This is a genomic window from Flavobacterium beibuense F44-8 (assembly GCF_000769915.1).
In the GTDB taxonomy this organism is placed as follows: domain Bacteria; phylum Bacteroidota; class Bacteroidia; order Flavobacteriales; family Flavobacteriaceae; genus Flavobacterium; species Flavobacterium beibuense.
In genome coordinates this window covers 26,942-46,076 of sequence record NZ_JRLV01000025.1, presented here as the reverse complement: position 1 = coordinate 46,076, position 19,135 = coordinate 26,942, and the positions used below count along the sequence as shown (strand labels likewise).

Annotated in this window: 21 protein-coding genes; 11 read left to right on the top strand and 10 right to left on the bottom strand. The window is 36.5% G+C overall.

Going from position 1 to position 19,135, the window contains the following annotated elements:
- Positions 1 to 42 precede the first annotated feature (42 nt).
- The 6 genes from Q763_RS16075 to Q763_RS16050 all read left to right on the top strand — a co-directional run bounded on the left by Q763_RS16075 (position 43) and on the right by Q763_RS16050 (position 7,138).
- Positions 43 to 309, top strand: coding sequence for a (2Fe-2S) ferredoxin domain-containing protein (locus Q763_RS16075; RefSeq protein ID WP_035136059.1), 267 nt, complete (start codon positions 43 to 45; stop codon positions 307 to 309).
- The gene (locus Q763_RS16070) at positions 309 to 1,202 is read left to right on the top strand and encodes a LysR family transcriptional regulator (RefSeq protein ID WP_035136058.1); all 894 of its coding nucleotides are present in this window, start codon (positions 309 to 311) and stop codon (positions 1,200 to 1,202) included. The genes Q763_RS16075 and Q763_RS16070 overlap by 1 nt, the downstream gene beginning before the upstream one ends.
- A 74-nt stretch (positions 1,203 to 1,276) precedes the next feature.
- Positions 1,277 to 2,206 carry a YeiH family protein gene (locus Q763_RS16065; RefSeq protein WP_035136057.1) on the top strand — a complete coding sequence of 310 codons (930 nt, stop codon included), beginning with the start codon at positions 1,277 to 1,279 and terminating at the stop codon, positions 2,204 to 2,206.
- A 107-nt stretch (positions 2,207 to 2,313) separates the two neighbouring features.
- On the top strand, positions 2,314 to 3,783 hold the full coding sequence (locus Q763_RS16060) for an aminoacyl-histidine dipeptidase (protein ID WP_035136056.1): 1,470 nt from the start codon (positions 2,314 to 2,316) through the stop codon (positions 3,781 to 3,783).
- Between the two features lie 123 nt (positions 3,784 to 3,906).
- On the top strand, positions 3,907 to 4,932 hold the full coding sequence (locus tag Q763_RS16055) for a hypothetical protein (protein ID WP_035136055.1): 1,026 nt from the start codon (positions 3,907 to 3,909) through the stop codon (positions 4,930 to 4,932).
- A complete protein-coding gene (locus Q763_RS16050) occupies positions 4,892 to 7,138 on the top strand; it encodes a hypothetical protein (RefSeq protein WP_035136054.1) in 2,247 nt (748 codons plus the stop codon). Before Q763_RS16055 ends, Q763_RS16050 begins: the two co-directional genes overlap by 41 nt.
- Positions 7,139 to 7,178: 40 nt before the next feature.
- Here Q763_RS16050 and Q763_RS16045 read toward each other — a convergent pair whose 3' ends face one another.
- The 4 genes from Q763_RS16045 to Q763_RS16030 all read right to left on the bottom strand — a co-directional run bounded on the left by Q763_RS16045 (position 7,179) and on the right by Q763_RS16030 (position 9,831).
- A complete protein-coding gene (locus tag Q763_RS16045) occupies positions 7,179 to 7,637 on the bottom strand; it encodes a hypothetical protein (protein ID WP_198133479.1) in 459 nt (152 codons plus the stop codon).
- 4 nt (positions 7,638 to 7,641) lie between these two features.
- Positions 7,642 to 8,187, bottom strand: a complete 546-nt coding sequence (locus Q763_RS16040; protein WP_035136052.1) for a pentapeptide repeat-containing protein — start codon at positions 8,185 to 8,187, stop codon at positions 7,642 to 7,644.
- A gap of 203 nt (positions 8,188 to 8,390) precedes the next feature.
- Positions 8,391 to 8,885 (bottom strand): DUF6265 family protein, encoded by a 495-nt coding sequence (locus tag Q763_RS16035; protein WP_035136051.1) that lies wholly within the window; start codon positions 8,883 to 8,885, stop codon positions 8,391 to 8,393.
- Positions 8,886 to 8,928: 43 nt separating this feature from the next.
- Positions 8,929 to 9,831 carry an NAD(P)/FAD-dependent oxidoreductase gene (locus Q763_RS16030; RefSeq protein WP_035136050.1) on the bottom strand — a complete coding sequence of 301 codons (903 nt, stop codon included), beginning with the start codon at positions 9,829 to 9,831 and terminating at the stop codon, positions 8,929 to 8,931.
- Between the two features lie 113 nt (positions 9,832 to 9,944).
- Here Q763_RS16030 and Q763_RS16025 point away from each other — a divergent pair, with 113 nt between their 5' ends.
- Positions 9,945 to 10,325 carry a Fur family transcriptional regulator gene (locus Q763_RS16025; protein WP_035136049.1) on the top strand — a complete coding sequence of 127 codons (381 nt, stop codon included), beginning with the start codon at positions 9,945 to 9,947 and terminating at the stop codon, positions 10,323 to 10,325.
- Positions 10,326 to 10,410: 85 nt separating this feature from the next.
- On the opposite strand, the gene Q763_RS16020 is transcribed toward Q763_RS16025, so the two are convergent.
- The gene (locus tag Q763_RS16020) at positions 10,411 to 10,887 is read right to left on the bottom strand and encodes a hypothetical protein (protein WP_035136048.1); all 477 of its coding nucleotides are present in this window, start codon (positions 10,885 to 10,887) and stop codon (positions 10,411 to 10,413) included.
- A gap of 248 nt (positions 10,888 to 11,135) precedes the next feature.
- Complete coding sequence (locus Q763_RS16015; RefSeq protein WP_157499492.1) at positions 11,136 to 11,579, bottom strand: hypothetical protein; 444 nt, start codon at positions 11,577 to 11,579, stop codon at positions 11,136 to 11,138.
- A 237-nt stretch (positions 11,580 to 11,816) separates the two neighbouring features.
- On the opposite strand from Q763_RS16015, the gene prfA reads away from it, so the two are divergent.
- Positions 11,817 to 12,890 carry a peptide chain release factor 1 gene (gene prfA / locus Q763_RS16010; protein WP_035136046.1) on the top strand — a complete coding sequence of 358 codons (1,074 nt, stop codon included), beginning with the start codon at positions 11,817 to 11,819 and terminating at the stop codon, positions 12,888 to 12,890.
- A 154-nt stretch (positions 12,891 to 13,044) separates the two neighbouring features.
- Here prfA and Q763_RS16005 read toward each other — a convergent pair whose 3' ends face one another.
- The 3 genes from Q763_RS16005 to Q763_RS15995 form a co-directional block, all read right to left on the bottom strand.
- Positions 13,045 to 13,644, bottom strand: coding sequence for a hypothetical protein (locus Q763_RS16005; RefSeq protein WP_035136045.1), 600 nt, complete (start codon positions 13,642 to 13,644; stop codon positions 13,045 to 13,047).
- Between the two features lie 11 nt (positions 13,645 to 13,655).
- On the bottom strand, positions 13,656 to 15,167 hold the full coding sequence (locus Q763_RS16000) for a hypothetical protein (protein WP_035136044.1): 1,512 nt from the start codon (positions 15,165 to 15,167) through the stop codon (positions 13,656 to 13,658).
- A gap of 210 nt (positions 15,168 to 15,377) precedes the next feature.
- On the bottom strand, positions 15,378 to 15,806 hold the full coding sequence (locus Q763_RS15995; RefSeq protein ID WP_035136043.1) for a response regulator: 429 nt from the start codon (positions 15,804 to 15,806) through the stop codon (positions 15,378 to 15,380).
- A 176-nt stretch (positions 15,807 to 15,982) separates the two neighbouring features.
- On the opposite strand from Q763_RS15995, the gene pyrF reads away from it, so the two are divergent.
- The 3 genes from pyrF (at position 15,983) to Q763_RS15980 (ending at position 18,468) form a co-directional block, all read left to right on the top strand.
- On the top strand, positions 15,983 to 16,792 hold the full coding sequence (pyrF, locus tag Q763_RS15990; protein WP_035136042.1) for an orotidine-5'-phosphate decarboxylase: 810 nt from the start codon (positions 15,983 to 15,985) through the stop codon (positions 16,790 to 16,792).
- An 84-nt stretch (positions 16,793 to 16,876) separates the two neighbouring features.
- Positions 16,877 to 17,632 carry an ABC transporter substrate-binding protein gene (locus Q763_RS15985; protein WP_052123484.1) on the top strand — a complete coding sequence of 252 codons (756 nt, stop codon included), beginning with the start codon at positions 16,877 to 16,879 and terminating at the stop codon, positions 17,630 to 17,632.
- A gap of 314 nt (positions 17,633 to 17,946) precedes the next feature.
- Positions 17,947 to 18,468 carry a hypothetical protein gene (locus Q763_RS15980; RefSeq protein ID WP_157499490.1) on the top strand — a complete coding sequence of 174 codons (522 nt, stop codon included), beginning with the start codon at positions 17,947 to 17,949 and terminating at the stop codon, positions 18,466 to 18,468.
- 4 nt (positions 18,469 to 18,472) lie between these two features.
- Here the strand turns inward: Q763_RS15980 and Q763_RS15975 are convergent, their stop codons facing one another.
- Positions 18,473 to 18,913 (bottom strand): thioredoxin family protein, encoded by a 441-nt coding sequence (locus Q763_RS15975; protein ID WP_035136039.1) that lies wholly within the window; start codon positions 18,911 to 18,913, stop codon positions 18,473 to 18,475.
- Between the last annotated feature and the right edge of the window lie 222 nt (positions 18,914 to 19,135).

The window sequence follows — 19,135 nt, the reverse complement described above, 5'->3', positions numbered from 1 at the left end:
AGTAGTATTTTTGTACTGATAAACTGTTACAATGTTAACCCGATGAAAAAGATTGATGCTCCTGAAAAGGTTATTTTTATGTGTGACGGAAAAAAATGCGGCCGCTACAACAAATCGTTACGCAAATGTTTTAAGGAGGAACTTAAGGAGGCCGGACTAAAAAAAGATGTGGATATTGTACGAATGGAATGTACCGATAACTGCAAACAGGCTCCTGTAATATGCCTGCAACCCCAAAATGTATGGCTGGCAGAAGTAAATGAAAAAGGCGTTAAGGAGATAGTTAACCAATACTTTATAAAAGAATAATGTTTGATTTTAGGCTAAAGGTTTTTAATACAACGGCAAAAAGGCTAAGCTTTACCAAAGCCGCTGCCGAACTGTATATAACCCAACCCGCTGTAACCAAACATATAAACGAAATAGAAAAGCATTTTAATGTAATGCTTTTTGAACGCAACGGTACTAAAATTAAACTTACCCCGGCGGGAGAACTGCTTTTGCAACACACCGAAAAACTTTTTACCCTGCACCATGATTTGGAGCTTGACATGAAAGGTTTTGGCAATAAGCAGGAAGGTATACTAAGAGTAGGTGCCAGTACGACTATTGCACAGTATATATTACCGCCTGTTTTGGCTGCTTTTAAAAAGCGATATCCTAATATACAACCCGAACTCCATATTCATAATACCGAGCGCATAGAGGCTTCCATGGAGCACGATGAGATTGACCTTGGCGTTACCGAAGGTTCGTTTAAAAACACATCGTTTAAATATATTCCTTTCCTTAAGGATGAACTGGTGCTTGTAGTAAGGGAGAAACATGGGTTACTTAAAAAACAAAGCATTTCATTAACCGAACTAACACAGTTACCCTTATTAATGCGCGAACCCGGATCGGGCACACTGGATGTTATTGCTAATGCACTGGCAAAACATAAAATGAAACTCGCTGACCTTACTATTGAAATGCGAATGGAAAGTACCGAGGCTATGAAACAGTACATTGCCAATAGTGATACAGGGGCTTTCCTATCGGTCTATTCGGTTTATAATGAACTTAAGCAGGGACGCTTTTCTATAATGGACATAAAAGGACTCAATATAAACAGAGATTTGTTCTTTATCCAGAAGCACGGCACCGAAAAACAACTACAGTCGGTTTTTATGGATTTTGCACTTCATTATAACTTTAGGTAATAACTCATTACTAAAAACAATTTCTTTAGCCTTTTATTTAAGCAGAACTTTGTTTTGTTAAATAATTAAAGGTTATGATATTCCAAAATATAAATAAGCCACTGTTTGTAATTGCCATACTGTTTTGCCTTAGTCCGTGGGGTAGTCCTCCAGCAGCATTATTGTTAGGTATAGTACTGGCATGGACAGCTGGGAATCCGTTTAAAAAGCAGAGCGCAAAGGCTACCCATTATTTATTGCAGGCATCAGTAGTGGGGCTGGGGTTTGGTATGAATGCCGGTAGTGCGCTTAAAGCCGGTAGTGAAGGGATTCTGTTTGCTGTTTGCTCCATAGCGGGTACTTTACTTTTAGGCTATGTACTGGGTAAGGTTTTTAAAACCGACAGAAAAACATCTTACCTTATAGCATCGGGTACAGCTATTTGTGGGGGTAGTGCCATTGCGGCGGTATCTCCGGTTATAAAGGCCGGGAAAAAACAAATATCTGTAGCACTTGGTGTGGTATTCATCCTTAATTCGGCTGCACTGTTTTTATTTCCGGTAATAGGGCATTTGCTTGGTTTGAGTCAGCAGCAGTTTGGACTGTGGAGTGCCATAGCCATACACGATACCAGTTCGGTAGTTGGTGCAGCAGGTAGTTATGGAACAAAAGCACTGGAGGTAGCCACTACGGTAAAACTGGCTCGAGCCCTTTGGATAATACCTGTCGCTTTTCTTTCGGCTATGGCATTTAAAACTAAAGATGCCAAGGTTAAAATTCCGTATTTCATTGGGTTGTTTGTACTGGTTATGCTTGCCAATACTTATTTACCTGTAATACAGTTGGCAGCGCCTTATATAGTAACAGCTGCAAAGGCAGGGTTAACACTTACCCTGTTTTTAATAGGAAGTTCGTTAAGCAGGGAGGTATTACTGGCTGTGGGGGTAAAACCTTTTGTACAGGGTGTGCTGTTGTGGGTAGCTACAAGTGTGGCAGCGTTGCTGGCGGTAATATCTTTTGGTTAATAGGTGTATAGCCTGCCTCTACATCGTTGTAATTTGTTTACCTTTGTGGCACCGATGAAGAATCGGTGCAGAAAAACGAATTATTAAGAAGATAAATATCACGATTAATGAGCCAGGAAGTAAGAAACCTTGAGCCTAAAGCGCTCTGGAACAAATTTGCCGACCTGAATGCCGTACCAAGGCCTTCTAAAAAAGAAGAAAGGGTAATTGCCTTTATGAAAGATTTTGGTGCTAAACTTGGGCTGGAAACCATTGAAGACGAAGTAGGTAACGTTATTATTAAAAAACCGGCTACTCCGGGAATGGAAAACCGCAAAACCATAGTGATGCAGTCGCACCTTGATATGGTTCACCAAAAAAATGCCGATACTGATTTTGATTTTGATACTCAGGGTATCGAGATGTATGTAGATGGTGACTGGGTTAGAGCTAAAGGAACAACCCTTGGTGCCGACAACGGTTTAGGTGTTGCTACCATAATGGCAATTTTAGAAAGTACTGATATTAAGCACCCTGCTATCGAAGCGCTGTTTACTATTGATGAGGAAACAGGTATGACAGGTGCAATGGGACTTAAAGGCGGACTACTGGATGGTGAGATACTGCTTAACCTTGATACCGAAGAGGATGACGAAATTGATATAGGATGTGCCGGAGGTATTGATGTTACTGCCGAAAGAGGTTATAACGAGGAGGAAGCTCCCGAAAACTCTGTAGGATACACTATTACCGTAAAAGGACTTAACGGTGGTCACAGTGGTATGGACATCGATAAAGGACTTGGTAACGCCAATAAAATTATGAACCGCCTGTTATTTGACAGCTTTGAGAACTTCGGGCTTCAGGTGGCTGAAATAAACGGAGGTAGCCTTCGTAATGCAATTCCGCGTGAGAGTTTTGCTAAGGTGATTATCTCTGAGATTTTTGATGAGGCTTTTGTATTCGATATGCAGGAGGTTATCAATGACATCAAAACAGAATACAAAACTACCGAACCTAACCTTGAAATAAAGATTGTAAAATCGGACGATACTCCTGCTAAAGTAATGGAGCTTGGCGTACAGGAAGGTTTAATCCGTGCAATTTATGCTGCTCATAACGGAGTGTACCGCATGAGCGCCGATATGGACGACCTTGTTGAGACTTCAAACAACATTGCAAGGGTAATTGTTAAGGATGGTAAAATACACATAGGGTGTTTAACACGTTCGTCTGTAGAGAGTTCTAAATTTGATTTAGCTAATGCACTGCGCTCGGCGTTTGAACTGTTTGGTTGTGAAGTAAACTTCTCGGGTTCTTACCCAGGATGGACACCAAACGTAAACTCTCCTATACTTGAAGTATTAAAAGAGATATACGAAAAACAGAACAACGAGAAACCAAATGTTGTGGCTTGCCACGCAGGTTTAGAGTGTGGTATATTAGGTACTAATTATCCTGATATGGATATGATTTCATTTGGTCCTACCATTAAGGGAGCTCACTCTCCTGATGAAAGAGCAAGTATCAAATCGGCTCAAAAGTACTGGAAATTCGTACTGGAGATTGTAGAGAATATTCCGCTTAAAAATAAGTAAAAAGTTTAGTTCGCTATAAGATTGAAGTCCTGCATTTTGCAGGACTTTTTTTGTGAAAAAAGTCCCCTAAATTATTTAACTTTAAGGGGCTTTTTAGCGTTACTTAATAAACCACCTTATTTAATGAAAAAAATCTTTTTTACAGCAGTGTTTGCCTGTATGCTATTTTCCTGTAAGCAGAATAAAACTGAAAATGTTGAGCGCGCCTTTTATTATTGGAAAAGTGATGAATGGCATATTAATGAGATTGAAAGAAAAGTACTTGACTCAGCTCAGGTTACTAAACTTTATGTCAAGTTTTTTGAAGTGGAAAAGAATGATGTTATGGGTAATATTCCCATTTCAAAAACGTCATTGCGTTTTTACAACATACAGGATTCCTTTACTTATGTCCCTACGGTATATTTAAATAATAGTGTTTTTTCTAAAATAGATAATGGCGGACTTGATACCCTGGCTAATAATGTAAACTATCTAATAGACAAGTATGTTAATGATAAAATGGAACCTAATTTGGTTACAGAGTATCAAATGGATTGCGACTGGACACCATCTACAAAAGACAATTATTTTTACTTCCTTAAAAAGATAAAAGAGCTTTCGGGTAAAAAAATAAGCTGTACGCTAAGACTTTATCCCTATAAATATAAAGATAAGATGGGAGTTCCCCCTGTAGACAGCGCCATGCTTATGTGCTACAACCTTATTAACCCAATGAAAAACCACGACAAGAACTCAATATTAGATATTGATGAGATGTCATCTTATTTGGGAGATTATAATTATCCGCTCCACCTTGATGTGGCTTTACCTCTGTATTCATGGGCACATGTGTATCAAAACAATCAGTTTGTACAGGTTTTGTATGCTGATATTAAGGAGCTTAAAAAGTCTCTTAAACCACAAAAAAACTTGTGGTATGAAGTTACCGAAGATATAGAGGTAAACGATTTTTACTTAAGGAAAGGTGATAAAGTAAAAATTGAAGAAATGAGCGCTGATTATATTAATAAAGCGATAGCTGTTATAGCTGAAAAGGTGCCTTTAGATAAAAATATTACGGTAAGCTTTTTCCATCTTGATGAAACACAATTAAGCCCTTATACTAATGAAGAGATTTCAGCTTTTTATACTGGTTTTACTAAGTAGTTCTATTATAGGTTATCCTTGTGGGTATTATCCTTATGGCGAACAAGTACGTATGTGCTTTTTTAAACCTGAATATCAGGATTACAATTATTATTCTCCGTTTTTTTATACCTCACAGTATTACAATGATGTTGAAGCAAAAATTGATGCTGGTGACGGGTCTAACGATATTTTTTGGTATAACTACTGTAATGGTAAAGTACCTATGCCGGCTGTAACAGAATGTGTTTATTCTCTACCTGCCAATGATTTAGATAAGGCTTCATTTAACGGTATGGTTCAGTATCTTATTACAACCAATGATACCGTTGCGCTCAATTATTTAAGGTTTGCCAAACAATGTGAGCCTGCTAACGGGTGGTATGATGATCCCTGGGAAAGGGATGTAGAGAATTTGGTAAAGCAAAGGGGAACACTTATAACAAAGGCTATTGAGTACAGTAAGGCATCGGGTAAAGAGGAGTTTAAGCGACGTTATGCTTTTTTAGCAATACGTTTGGATTACTATAATGGTAATTATGATATCCTGCGCAGTTTGTATAAGGAAGTGTTCTCACAATCGGAAAACAAAGATATTATATATTACTGGGCAACTCATTTTTATACATTAACAATTGAAGACAAAGTCGAAGCGGCCTATTATGCAGCACAGGTATTTGCCAATGCGCCCGACAAAAGCTTTGCAGTTTACAGATCATTTGATAAGAATCTGCCTATAGATGAGATTTTACACTTTGCCCAAAATGATAAGGAAAAAGCTAATATTTATGTTTTAGCGGCTATCAGAAAGCCTGGCAGGGCTTTAGACTATATTAAAAAAGCATATAAACTTGATCCTAATAGCGAGGTAATGGAGCTTTTAATGCTAAGGGAGGTAAATAAACTGGAAGATTGGATACATACACCTTATTATACACTTTTTACTCCAACAGTAACAACAGAAAGTTATCCCGATAGTACTGAGGAAGTTATGATGAAAAGGGTAGAGGAAGACAGGCAGTATGCCCGCGAGGTGCTTTCGTTTGTAAAGTCGATGAAGAAGACTGAGGATGTGTATTGGCTACAGGTAAAGGCCAATTTAGAACTGCTTGCCCAGCAGTATAAAGAGTGTGTACAGACAATAAGCAAACTTGATAAAAAGGATATTAATAAAGTTGAGGCTAAAAATCAGATTGAAAAAATATATGCTTTGGCATTAACAGCTTTTCAGGAAAAAGGGAAAGCAGTGATACCTGAAAAGGTAAAAATACTGCTACTGAAGTTTAAGGATGATCAAAGGTTTGTTTTTGCCATTGGCAGGGAGTTGGAGTATAAAGGTAACACTACCGATGCGGCTTTAATGTATTGTAATCTTGTAAGTGAATTTTATAAAGAAGGAAACCGATGGAGTGATGTGTATTGGAAGGACGGAAAAAAGATTGGTAATTATTATGACTACTTCAACGACTGGTTTACTTATATTGATTTTAATTATACTCCACCGCAAATAGAGCAACTTATAGAAAACATACAGAACAATAAGGCTACCGATGAATTTTCAAACTGGAAGTACTCGTGGATAACAACTAAGCAGAGTGTTCTTTATGACTTATTGGGAACAAAATACATACGCTCAAATAAGCTCGAAGAGGCTGCCGCCGCTTATGAAAAGGCAGGAAATAAGTATTGGGAAGATAACTATGGCTTTTGGGAAAGGAAATCGTTTTTTAATAGCGGTAATCAGTTTGATGCAAATCCTTTCTATACGCTTAAATATACTCCTGAGTTTATCCCGATGCGTGATACTATTAAAGTGAACAAGTATACGGTAACAAAGCAGCTTATTAATTATTTGGCTAAAGCGGAAGATAAAAATGAAAAGGACAGGGATTATTATTATTTTCTTGTGGCTAACTGTTATTATAATATGACCGATTACGGTAACTCATGGATGATGAGGCGTTATTATAAGAGTTATGACAACATAAAGGGATTTCAAGATGATGAGGAGTATTACGATTGTGTTTTAGCTAAAAAATACTATCACAAAGCCTTTGAACATGCTAAGACAGATAAGTTTAAGGCATTATGTTTAAGATTGATAGCTTCCTGTAATCAGAATAAAGATGATAAAGAGTTGTTGGAGTTTGCAACAAGTAAGGAAATGTATGATGACCTAACCTCAAACTGTACCCGTTTTTCTGATTATTTTAAAGCAAGAAGATAAAAACAAAACTCCCCGCGATAGCGGGGAGTTCTGTATTAAACTATTTAACAGGAGCATTAGTAATACCAAAAAGATTTATTTTTGAATTATTGACCTTATATATTACAACCACTTTTATTTCTTGATTAGCTGAGTTTTCTTTAGGAATATATTCAAATTCAAATTTATTATCTCCGGTCTTCTCATATTCAATTTTGTTGCTGTCATCATAGATGTTTGCTTCATTATAATAATGAAGTTCAAACTCCGGATATTCCTGTATTTCAGATAGTATGCCCTCTATGATATTTGCTTTATTTGATTTTAATTCGAAAGTTTTAGGAATTAGGTATAACTGGGTGTTTTTGGCTTTTTCAAGTTCACTTTTAGAAATAATATTGATAAGTGAATCATTCTGTTTCTCCAAAGAAGATATTTTACGATTAAGTTTTTCTAATTCAGTATTATTACAAGATATTAAGCAAATTGAAATTATCAAGGGGAGTAATGGATATTTCATGATATTACAATATTAAACCTGTTACGGCAGGTAGTGAGAATTTCGCTTTTTTAATTCGGTTTTGCTGCGGGTCTATGGAGTAGTTTATGGACGAACGCAAATCGGCTTTTTCCAGTACCGTGTTTTCAAATATGGCATGCTTAAAGTCGCAGTTGGTAAATGCTGCCTCGGTAAAATCGGTTTCGGTAAGGTCGGCTTCCTGCAGGTTACAGTTGGTAAAACGGGCTTTTTTAAGCTTTAACTGATAGAAAGAGGTAAGGCTTAACTGGCAATCGGTAAAATGCATGGCAATCAAAAACGGATCGGCTACACTAAAGTTGAGTCCGGTCATTTTACAATCTTTAAAAAACACTTCTTTAAAACCCGTACCGCGCACTTTAGTATTACTAAAGTTACAGTCGGTAAACTCACAATCGGTAAGCACAACACCACTTAGGTCGCAGGCAGAGAAATTACAGCCTGTAAAGCTGCAGTTGTCATATTCGCCTTTCGGTATATTGGAAACAGTGTAATCCACACCTTTAAAGTCGGTTCCTTCGGTATAGTCCATTAGCTGAGGTTTTACGGCTAAAATAAGAAAAGATACTATTATTTTATTTTTTCATTTTAGGTATAAAAGTAATGTCTGTCATTTTGAGCGTAATGAAATGGAGTCGAAAAATCTCTAATTATACTTAACCTAAATACTAGAGATTCTTCACTTCGCTATACTACGTTCAGAATGACAGACTAATTATATTACTAAAAAATCAATTATCTTCTTTTAAACGGGAATTTTTGTGAAACAGTTTCTCCTTCTTTCAAGCCTGATATTTCTGCCAAAAGGGAATCCTTATTGACTTTTCTATAAGTGATTTTAGTAGGAAAATCGTGAGCCGGATTTTCAAAAACAAGTAAGGTATCATTAGCCGATGTCATTTCAAAACCAACCGGTTTTTCATCATTTTGGTTAGGTACGGTAATAATCATGTTAAGCTTACCGTTGGTTTCGGCAAGCTTCATAGTTTCTGCAAACAAGGTATCACTGCTATTCCTTATAAAATAAGATTCACCTGCGTAAACCGAGTCGTTTTCCTTCATCCAGGTTTCAGAAAACTCAGCATCATGGCTTTTGTTTACCCATTGTCCTAAAACCCATTCGGCTTTTTCAAGCTCAGTATATGTTTTAGTTTTAGTTTCCCTGTTTTCTTTACAGGCAGTAAAAAGCAGGCAACCTACAGCTGTAATAAGTATAAACTGTTGTTTCATAATCGATTGATTTAGTTTACCTGCAATTTACTCTTTTTTTGGATTAGAAAACCTCAAAAGCCAAATCGCTGTTTATTACAGCCCCTGCTTTGTTTCCGGTAGCCACAGCTGTTGCCACCGATCGCATAGGAGTGGTGCAGTCGCCACAGGCATAAATACCCGGTATATTTGTTTTTTGCATTGGGTCGGTTTTAAGGAATCCGTTTTCATCCAGTTCGCAGCCCAAATCCTGAGGGAGTAAAGTGTGTTGCACAAAAGCTGCCCTATGATATACAGCCTCCAGTGGATAAGCCTTACCGTTACGGGAGATAAGTGCCTCTGCCTGACCTTTACTTTGTTTTAGTTTAATGATGCTATCCTCAATAACGGGTATATTATGTTTGGCAAATTTTTCCAATTGCTCTTCGGTAAATTCGGCTTTACCGTTAGTGTATATAGTAATATCATTAGTTAACTGTAGTAACAATCCTGCATAATGATAGGCGGCTTCACCATTACCTAGTATTCCCGTTTTTTTATCTCTTGCTTCATAACCATGACAGTAAGGGCAGTGTACGGCTGATATACCCCAACAGTCTTCAAAGTTGTCTATAGCGGGCATAATATCGGTAATACCGGTAGCAAAAAGTAATCGTTTAGCACTGCATACCACATTGTTTTGTGTAGTTATACTAAAACTGTTTTCTGTTTTTATAACATTGGTAACCTTATCATTCACAAAGTTTACGGTAGAGTAGGCAAGAACTTCCTGTTTTGCGCGTTGTGCAATATCGGCAGGAGTTTTACCATCGTTAGTTATAAAGTTATGGGAGTGAGGGGTATGCCTGTTACAGGGTTTACCGCTGTCTATTATTAAAATTTTTCTGCGGGAACGCCCCAGTGCCATAGCTGCGGAAAGCCCAGAGTAGCTTCCGCCAATAATTATAACTTCGTAATTTGTTTGCATGTGTATGATTTTTTGATTGATGATTGAACTTAGTAGTTTGGCAAATGTATATAAATTTTGTATTATTGCAACGGTATTGCATTAAATAATTGCAACAAAATTGCGTTAATGAGATGAGAAGAAGAAACACACCGGCAAAGAGTACTATTTTAACCCTGCTTAAAGATGCCGGAACGGCACTTAGTCAGGACATGATAGAAGATAAGGTAAAAGGAGAAATGGACAGGGTTACCATTTACAGGGTACTTAACAGTTTTTGTGAAGACGGTATTACGCACCGCATACTTGCCGATAACGGCAAATATTATTTTGCACTGTGCCTTAATTGCGGAGAGGAAAAGCACAATCATAACCACGATCACTTTCATTTTAGGTGTACCAAATGTGAAAAGGTTGAGTGCCTTGATGAGGAGGTTACCTTAACCCTGCCTCAGGGCTATGTAAAACAAACTATAAGCAGCTGGGTAACCGGTTACTGTAATAACTGTTCATAATAAAAAACGGAGGCATACAGTCTCCGTTTTTTATTTATTGGTCAAGATGCCCCCCTCGTTTGTTAATAAATAATTTGTGTTTAAATTACAGAGATGATTCCCTGCTTTGTTCTTCGGTAACCTCCACCTTTTCATATATTTTAGAAAACTCGTGTGGTTGAGGTTTGGCATAGGTAAAATACATTTTGTCGTTTCCTATAGGGAAAGTCAACTTATAGTTTACCGGCCAATAAGTGGATTCAGAGTCAAAGGCATAAACATCACCTTCTACCTGATTCCAGGTGTACTCGGTATAAAAAGTACCCTCCGGACAGTTTTTTGCCGATAGGGCAGTGCCGTCAGAATTTATGGTCATTATTTCCTGTTGGCATTCATTTGTAATAGGTGAGTAAACACCATCATAAATAAAACCTGTTGCTTTCCAGGTTGCAAAGATAGTAGGTGGGGTTGTGGCTGAGTCGCTCAAAGATGCTGTTTCATCATTTTCTCCGTTGCATGCAATCAGACTCATTAGCAGGACAAGCGGAACAAGCTTTAAAAATCCTCTTTTTGTTTTGTTCATAATAAATTAATAGATGTGTATTCGTAAGGGGGTGTGCAAATATAATACGAAATATCTAAAAGTATAGTTTTTTTAATTTGTAATTACTTGTTAATCAGTGTGTTTTATAAGAAAAAACTTAAAAACCATACACTTTGTAACGATATGGGTAAAATTCTATAAACCAACGAGGTATAAAAAACGATTAAAAGTAACAAAGCCCGATAACTTGTGGTATCGGGCTTTGTTTATTATTTTAAGAAGGAGTATTACTGTTTCTGGAATACTTCTATATAATCTTCTTCTCCTTCTACGGTAACCTTCATTAAATCATTTTCAAAAACCGTATTTAAAGTTGCAGTATCATCGGGTATAGTAATTTTATATTTATTTTCTTCCAGTTTTTCCCAGGTTAGATTTTCCGATTCATCTTCCCAGCCACAATCATGATAAGTCATTGTGCCTGTATTCTCATCATTTATATTTAATTCTACATTTTCGCAGTCTTCATTCTCAAAATATTCATCATTCACATAATAACCTAATGATTTCCAGTTTCCAATAAAAGGGTCAACAGGGATTTCTTCTTCAGGATCAACAATAACATTAGTATCATTGTTTGCAGTAGTATCGTCATCATTTGAGCAGGCTACCATAAAAAGGACTGTAAAAACAGCAAAAGTTTTTAGTAGAGTGTGGTTTAGTTTTTTCATAGAATTTTAAATTTAAAATGGTTATTAATAATTGTTTATTGTTTTGTTATTTTAATTTGGACAACTCTTTTCCAAAAGTGATGCCAAACTGAAAATACTTACAAAAAATATAGTTTAATGATTTTCTTTCGGGAAGTTATTTGCGGGATTTATGCAGGCTAAACTTGTTTTATGGAGTAAAGCTGATAATACAGGAAAAATTCGTAATTTTGCACCTCGAAATAAGGAGATAAAAACATGTTAGACAGGTTACAGATAATAAAACAGCGTTTTGATGAGGTTTCTGACCTTATTATTCAGCCGGATGTAATTGCCGATCAAAAACGCTATGTACAGCTTAATAAAGAATACAAAGACCTTAAAGGACTTGTAGAAAAGCGTGAAGAGTACATTAAAGTAACAGGAGGTATTAAAGAAGCTCAGGAAATTATAGCCGACGGAAGTGATGCTGAGATGGTGGAGATGGCTAAAATGGAACTTGATGAGAATAAAGCACGCTTGCCACAGCTTGAAGAAGAAATAAAATTCATGCTTATACCTAAAGATCCTGAAGATGCCAAAAATGTAATGGTAGAAATTCGTGCCGGTACAGGTGGTGATGAGGCGAGTATTTTTGCCGGAGACCTTTTCAGGATGTATACCAAATATTGTGAAAGCAGAGGCTGGAGAACCAGTGTTGTAGATATTAACGAAGGTACATCGGGTGGATTTAAAGAGGTTATCTTTGAAGTTACCGGAGAAGATGTATACGGTACGCTTAAATTTGAAGCGGGTGTACACCGTGTACAGCGTGTACCGCAAACTGAAACTCAGGGACGTATCCATACATCGGCAGCTACTGTAATGGTATTACCGGAAGCAGAGGAGTTTGATGTACAAATTGATATGAACGACGTTCGTATAGATTTATTCTGTTCATCAGGGCCTGGAGGACAGTCGGTAAACACTACAAAATCAGCAGTGCGTATGACACACATCCCAACAGGACTTGTGGCGCAGTGTCAGGATGAGAAATCACAGCATAAAAATAAAGATAAGGCTTTACAGGTACTTCGTTCACGTTTATATGAAATGGAACTTGCCAAGAAACAGGAAGCCGATGCTGCAAAACGTAGCTCACAGGTAAGTAGTGGTGACCGTTCGGCAAAAATCCGTACGTACAACTACCCACAGGGACGTGTTACAGACCACAGAATAGGACTTACGCTTTATGACCTTGACGGTGTAATGAACGGAAGCATACAAAAGCTTATTGATGAGATACAGCTTGTAAACAATACAGAGAAACTTAAAGAGAGTGAAGTTTTCTAAAAATACAAATCCCGCCAACAGGCGGGATTTTTTTATATCTCAGGGAGACAAGTAAAATAGTTCAATTATTAAAAGGTGTTTTTTCATCTTGGTGAAATTAAAACGCTAAAATAAAAAAACTCCTGCCTTAAAAGGCAGGAGCTTTACTTAATTATTAATTACGATTTATTATTCCTTCATCAATAACAATCCATTTGCCGTTCTCTTTTTTCATAAATAGTATACGGTCTTTAAATAATCCGCCATTAAACTGGTTTGTAACTTCTTCTAATCGAAAAACAGCAATATCTTTGTCATAGTACATTACATCGGTAAAAAAGTACACTTTTTCCCGTAATGAATAATCTGCCAGCTTTCTTACAGAATCTATTTCCTGCTTAGAGAATACCCTATTTTTAAAAGAAAAGTTGTTACTATTCCAGTAATCATTAAGGGTGTCGTTTATATTGTTATTAACCAGTTTCTTCCATGCCTTTTCATTATAAAGCGCTGTTTGGTTAAATTTTAAATCCCATTTACCATTATTCTTATTGTAGTGTGATGTATTATTCAATGCTTTTAATGCATCTTTTTTTGACAGTTTATTTTGCCCAATCCAAATAAAGGAATCCCTAACCTTATTATTGTAAAAGGAATCATTTACAGTATCGTTTAATACATACTGTATCATATAATCGTTTACAGGCTGGTTTTTGTTTATTGAACAGGCTGAACATAAAATAAGACAGATGAATAGGATGGTATATTTTGTCATATTTATAATTATTACTCACAGGTATCACCAAGAGGTACAGTTGTCCCAATTGTAATATTCATTATTTCTGAAGCATACCTTTTGTTTATTCTCTCGCGATCTTCATTAGTAAGAGATGATGTAGTTTGGTAAATAGGTGCGTCCTTTAAGCCTCCCCATGCTAAATCGGTATAGTTTTGACTAGGTGATGTATTATCTGGGACAGGATTTCCAGTTTGGAATTCTTGCAGAGCTCTTGCCAAAGCATCAACATATTTTTCAGCCATAATTTGATGATGAAAATTTTGAGGATTAGGGCCAAATTGTTTTTCAACAAGTTTTTCAAATAAATCAGGGAAATTTTCACTTCCACTCCCTTCAGGGCCATCATCTATTAGGGTTAATAAATAAGCATGTATCATTTCATGTAAAATAATTGTCGCATAACCAAGTTTATTTGTATTTGGGGTGTATTCAGGATCAATTATTATAGTATAGTTATATTCTGGGTTGCCAGGAGTTCTGATTGTTCTTGCTGGACTACCAGCAGCATTATCTGGTAATGTGCCATTTTTTATATTAGTTGTATAAGGTGATGGAAAAGCATCTAATTTACGAATTACTTCAGCCATATTTTTCTCAGTCAAGTTTTTAAGATCGCTTATTACTGATGAAATACATGGGTCTAAATTTGAATCTTCAGTTATATTATCTACAATTATTTTTGAGAAGTCTAATGGTACTAATACTCCATATTCACCTCCATCTCCACAAGGATTTCTAGTCTCATCTATAGGTTCTATATTTAAAGCTTCTGATACACCTGAAACAGTGAAATCTCTTGGAGTCCTGTGTCCGTATCTCCATTTAGAGCCTGAACCTGAACCCGAAGATATAGATCTGATTGATATACTAAGATACATATAATCTACCAATGTTTGGTTGTGAGGATTACCATTTCCGTTAGGATTCCACGGTTCTCCATCGCCATAGTCACCACCGCCACCGCCACCGCCGGGACCATTTCCTCCGGTTGTAGGTATACCCAGTGATGGCATTTCACCACAAGGGTAGCCACCATCTGCTGTTAGTAGTGATGCTGTTATTGTACCGGTAAACGTTGTGAAATCACCAGTTTCGGTAAATTTTTGATAATACTCATCAGTCATTTCATACTTTACAAGTATAGTTTTGAAATAACCATCCCAGTTGGTAATTACAACATTATGAAAAGTCCTTTCATTATCTTCATTGGTAGTAACTTTATAAGTATAATGAATTTTACCAGTATAATCACGAACTTCGGCTAAATCACGATTATCAAAGTTAATGGGTTCTTTTCTTGAAACTTTAGCCATCTGATTGTGATAAAGGTCAACAGCGTAACTTGTTTCTTCCTCAGACATTAAACTGATAGTTTCAGCTTTCATAGAAAAGCTTTTTTCTTCCTGAGTAATAGTGTCATCTTTTTGACAAGATATAACACTAATTAAAAATACTGCAGTAATTAACATAGCAGATTTTAAATTGGTGCGGTTTTTCATAAAAAAATATTAAGGATTATGGTTGTAAAATAAAGGTAGATGTTTCAAACATCCAATAGGTTCATAGATATTCTCTTAATAATTATGAAGTAGATAGTTTTAATTTGAAAAAAAAATAATATAAATATGAAATTAACAGTTTTGTTGATTAAAAAAACTCCCGCCATTATAGGCAGGAGCTTCCAAGTAGTAGATCAGGATTAGTAGTAGTTATAGTATTTGTGCGTTTTTCCAGTAGGCAATAATATCGTTTATCAGTTTTTTATAAGCCGTATAGTTTATAGGTTTTACAAAATATCCCTGTATGGATAGTTCGTATGCCCTTTGCAGAAACTTCTCATTGTTACGTGCGGTAGTAAGGAAAATAAATGGAATTGCTTTTCGTCTTAATTCAGCATCACTGAAAATAAGGTTTCGCAAATCAAACCCATTCACTTTAGGCATATTAATATCTGAAATAATAATAAACGGGTTAGCCTCGTCTGACTTCAGGAAATCAATAAGGTCTTCGGCCTCTTCAATAAGCACAAGCCTGTTCTCATAGCCGTGTTCTTTACCCAGCTCTTCGAAAATGTGTATAAGCAGCTCTCTGTCGTCAGAATCGTCTTCAATTATTATTATGTCGCCGTCTTTATTCATTAAATAGTTTTTGGGGATTTAAATTATAGATATAAAACTATACTATTAGTCCTACAGTTTTATATATTTTCGACAAAATACTTTAATCTGTCGTTGAATGGTTTATTTCCTGAAATAAAAAGCAATTCGTACTTTTGCACCACAATAGCTTTTACAGGTAAAACTCAAACATAAACATGACGACACAGCAGCTACACCAAAACATTATTGATAAGAAATCTTTTTTATGCATAGGCCTTGACGTGGACCTAAATAAAATCCCGCAACACTTACTGGCTACAGAAGATCCTATCTTTGAATTCAACAAAGCCATTATTGATGCTACTCACGATTTGGCTGTGGCTTATAAGCCTAACACTGCCTTTTATGAGGCATACGGACTTAAAGGCTGGTTGTCGCTGGAAAAAACCATAAACTACATTAACCAAAAGCATCCTGAAATTTTTACCATAGCCGATGCTAAAAGGGGAGATATAGGAAATACGTCGGCGATGTATGCCAAGGCTTTTTTTGAAGACCTGAATTTTGATTCGGTTACCGTAGCACCTTATATGGGGAAAGATAGCGTAGAGCCGTTTTTGGCTTTTAAAAATAAGTTTACCATTATGCTGGCGCTTACCTCTAATATGGGAGCTTTTGATTTCCAAACCAAAACCGTAGAGGGCGAGGAGCTGTATAAAACCGTACTTAAAACCTCTAAGGGTTGGGAAAACAGTGAAAACCTTATGTACGTGGTTGGGGCTACTAAAGCCGAGTATTTTACCGAAATCAGAAAAATTGTACCTAACAGCTTTTTACTTGTGCCGGGTGTAGGTGCACAGGGCGGTAACCTTCAGGATGTATGCAAGTATGGTATGAGTGATAATGTAGGGCTTTTAATCAACTCTTCACGAGGTATTATTTATGCTTCAAACGGTGAGGATTTTGCCGAAAAAGCAAGAGAAGAGGCTTTAAAGATTCAGCAGGAAATGGCTGCAATTTTATAGTTAATACTATAAACTGAAATTTTGGAACAAACAAAAACATATACAGATCAGCTGGGGAATACCATTACGCTTACTAAAGCGCCAATGCGTATTGTATCTATAGTACCTTCACAAACCGAGCTTCTTTATGATCTTGGTCTTGAGGATAAAATTGTAGGGATAACTAAGTTTTGTGTTCACCCGTATCACCTAAAGCAAACCAAAAGGATTATTGGCGGTACTAAAAGGGTGCACTATGAAAAAATAAAGGCACTGGAGCCTGATATTATCATCGCCAATAAAGAGGAGAATACGCCCGAGATTGTTGAAAGGCTTAGCGAAATAGCCCCTGTATGGGTTAGTGATATTATTACGATTGAAGATAATATCAAAATGATAGAGGAACTGGGGAAAATATTCTCGGTTCGTACCAAGGCACAGCACTGGGTTGATAAAATAAACCACGGATATACTGATTTTAAGAAGTTTATGGAAGGCAGGCCGTTTAAAAGGTCGGCTTACTTTATCTGGAAAAATCCGTATATGGTTGCCGGGGGTAATAACTTTATCAACGAGATGCTTAAACTGAATCATTTTACCAATATTTATGAAGACAGGGAAGGACGTTACCCCGAAATTATCGTTCAGAAAATGAGAATACAGGGTGACCCTGAGGTGATATTCCTTTCGTCAGAACCTTATCCGTTTAAGGATGAAGATGCTTTTGAACTGGGAAGGCATACGCACCACGCACAAACCATTTTTGTTGACGGTGAAATGTTTTCATGGTATGGTAGCAGGATTGTAAAAGCTTTTGATTACTTTAAGCAGTTACAACTACGTATAGAAGAACCGGTTTAGGATACCGGTAAGTATTTGTCATTGCGAGGAGTTACGACGCGGCAATCTGTTATAATTTAGATTCTTCCTATCGTCAGAATGACAAGCAGTGTTGTGTCATCTTGAATGCAATGCAATGGAGTGAAATATCTTTAAAGTTTAGAGATTCTTCCTATCGTCAGAATGGCAAGCAGGATTGTCATCTTGAACGTAATGCAATGAAGTGAAAGATCTTTAAAGTTTAGAGATTCTTCCTGTCGTTAGAATGACAAGCAGGGTGTTGTAAGGCTTATGTAATAAAGAAAGGTTGTATATTAGCTTTTAAACCTTACCGGATGAAAAACTTTATATCAAAACTAAACTGGCGCCTTATTTTAGTTCATGTACTAGCAGCCTGTTTTTTTGTCTATTCCGCTCATTCATTATCCTATTTTTACGATATTGAAATGGTAAGAATGACTTTAGATAAAACTTTAGACAGCATGGAGCATATTATATCTCCTGTAAGAATTGCTTATGCTACATTGTTTATCAGTGTGTCAGGTTATATAGGGGTAGTTGTAGGAACCATAGCTTCTTTACTATTATGTAAAAAATATAAATGGTTTAAAGGAAATAGTATTGTAGTCCTTTTAATATCATCTTTGTTTTATAAGTTTGATATTATAGAATGGCTCTTTATAAACAGCGTATTTTATTTTCCGGCAAGATTATTTCATCATTTTGAAGCCAAACTAATAACTCATAGTGTTGTACTATTCATGTTTGGAGTTCTTTGCCTGTTTAATAAAAGAATTATTAGATTTATAGAAACCGGTAGATTTATCAATAGTCAGGTAACCGAACCTGTAAGTTAATAGTTTACTTCTTCCCCAGTTTTTTAAAATATTCAATGTATTCCTTAGCGGTATTAAACTGTTCGTAGCCATCGCGTTCTATAACACGGCCGTATTTGTCCAGTAGTACGATATATGGGAAAAAGCCGTTACGGTTATAACGTTCGGTTAGTATTATTTTTGGGTCGTTAATATCAACAGGTTCTGATTCCCCTTTTTTCTGCAGGAAATCGGCTCTTAACAGTATCCAGTTCTTATCGGCTTCGGTTTTAAACTCTTCGCTTTGCCATACTTTGCGCTCCAGTTCAATACAGCGGGAACACCAGTCTGACCCCGAAAAGACCAATAGTATATTTTTGTTTTGGGCAATGGCTTTGCTCTTTGCAGTTTCCAAATCCACATTCCACTCCTGGCAAAAGCCCGCAGCATTCAGCATAAGGCATACAAGTAATACGCACTTTTTCACGTCTCCACAATTTGCGCAAATGTAGAAAACAAAACGATTTAAAAAACAGTGGGTTAAAAATATTTTATGGGGTATAAAAACAAAAATGCCAATAGCATTTACTACCGGCACTTTTCTTTAACTAACCCTAACTAAATGTGAGAAAACTATTTTAGTTTCAGCGTGCAAATTACTCAAAAAAAATAGTTTCCAATGTTAAGGTAATGTTATATGTATATCATT

Excerpts from the sequence above, each read along its gene's own strand:
- Q763_RS16075 (WP_035136059.1), top strand. The coding sequence starts at position 43 with ATGAAAAAGATTGATGCTCCTGAAAAGGTTATTTTTATGTGTGACGGA.
- Q763_RS16070 (WP_035136058.1), top strand. The coding sequence starts at position 309 with ATGTTTGATTTTAGGCTAAAGGTTTTTAATACAACGGCAAAAAGGCTA.
- Q763_RS16065 (WP_035136057.1), top strand. The coding sequence starts at position 1,277 with ATGATATTCCAAAATATAAATAAGCCACTGTTTGTAATTGCCATACTG.
- Q763_RS16060 (WP_035136056.1), top strand. The coding sequence starts at position 2,314 with ATGAGCCAGGAAGTAAGAAACCTTGAGCCTAAAGCGCTCTGGAACAAA.
- Q763_RS16055 (WP_035136055.1), top strand. The coding sequence starts at position 3,907 with ATGAAAAAAATCTTTTTTACAGCAGTGTTTGCCTGTATGCTATTTTCC.
- Q763_RS16050 (WP_035136054.1), top strand. The coding sequence starts at position 4,892 with ATGAAGAGATTTCAGCTTTTTATACTGGTTTTACTAAGTAGTTCTATT.
- Q763_RS16045 (WP_198133479.1), bottom strand. The coding sequence starts at position 7,637 with ATGAAATATCCATTACTCCCCTTGATAATTTCAATTTGCTTAATATCT.
- Q763_RS16040 (WP_035136052.1), bottom strand. The coding sequence starts at position 8,187 with ATGGACTATACCGAAGGAACCGACTTTAAAGGTGTGGATTACACTGTT.
- Q763_RS16035 (WP_035136051.1), bottom strand. The coding sequence starts at position 8,885 with ATGAAACAACAGTTTATACTTATTACAGCTGTAGGTTGCCTGCTTTTT.
- Q763_RS16030 (WP_035136050.1), bottom strand. The coding sequence starts at position 9,831 with ATGCAAACAAATTACGAAGTTATAATTATTGGCGGAAGCTACTCTGGG.
- Q763_RS16025 (WP_035136049.1), top strand. The coding sequence starts at position 9,945 with ATGAGAAGAAGAAACACACCGGCAAAGAGTACTATTTTAACCCTGCTT.
- Q763_RS16020 (WP_035136048.1), bottom strand. The coding sequence starts at position 10,887 with ATGAACAAAACAAAAAGAGGATTTTTAAAGCTTGTTCCGCTTGTCCTG.
- Q763_RS16015 (WP_157499492.1), bottom strand. The coding sequence starts at position 11,579 with ATGAAAAAACTAAACCACACTCTACTAAAAACTTTTGCTGTTTTTACA.
- prfA (WP_035136046.1), top strand. The coding sequence starts at position 11,817 with ATGTTAGACAGGTTACAGATAATAAAACAGCGTTTTGATGAGGTTTCT.
- Q763_RS16005 (WP_035136045.1), bottom strand. The coding sequence starts at position 13,644 with ATGACAAAATATACCATCCTATTCATCTGTCTTATTTTATGTTCAGCC.
- Q763_RS16000 (WP_035136044.1), bottom strand. The coding sequence starts at position 15,167 with ATGAAAAACCGCACCAATTTAAAATCTGCTATGTTAATTACTGCAGTA.
- Q763_RS15995 (WP_035136043.1), bottom strand. The coding sequence starts at position 15,806 with ATGAATAAAGACGGCGACATAATAATAATTGAAGACGATTCTGACGAC.
- pyrF (WP_035136042.1), top strand. The coding sequence starts at position 15,983 with ATGACGACACAGCAGCTACACCAAAACATTATTGATAAGAAATCTTTT.
- Q763_RS15985 (WP_052123484.1), top strand. The coding sequence starts at position 16,877 with ATGCGTATTGTATCTATAGTACCTTCACAAACCGAGCTTCTTTATGAT.
- Q763_RS15980 (WP_157499490.1), top strand. The coding sequence starts at position 17,947 with ATGAAAAACTTTATATCAAAACTAAACTGGCGCCTTATTTTAGTTCAT.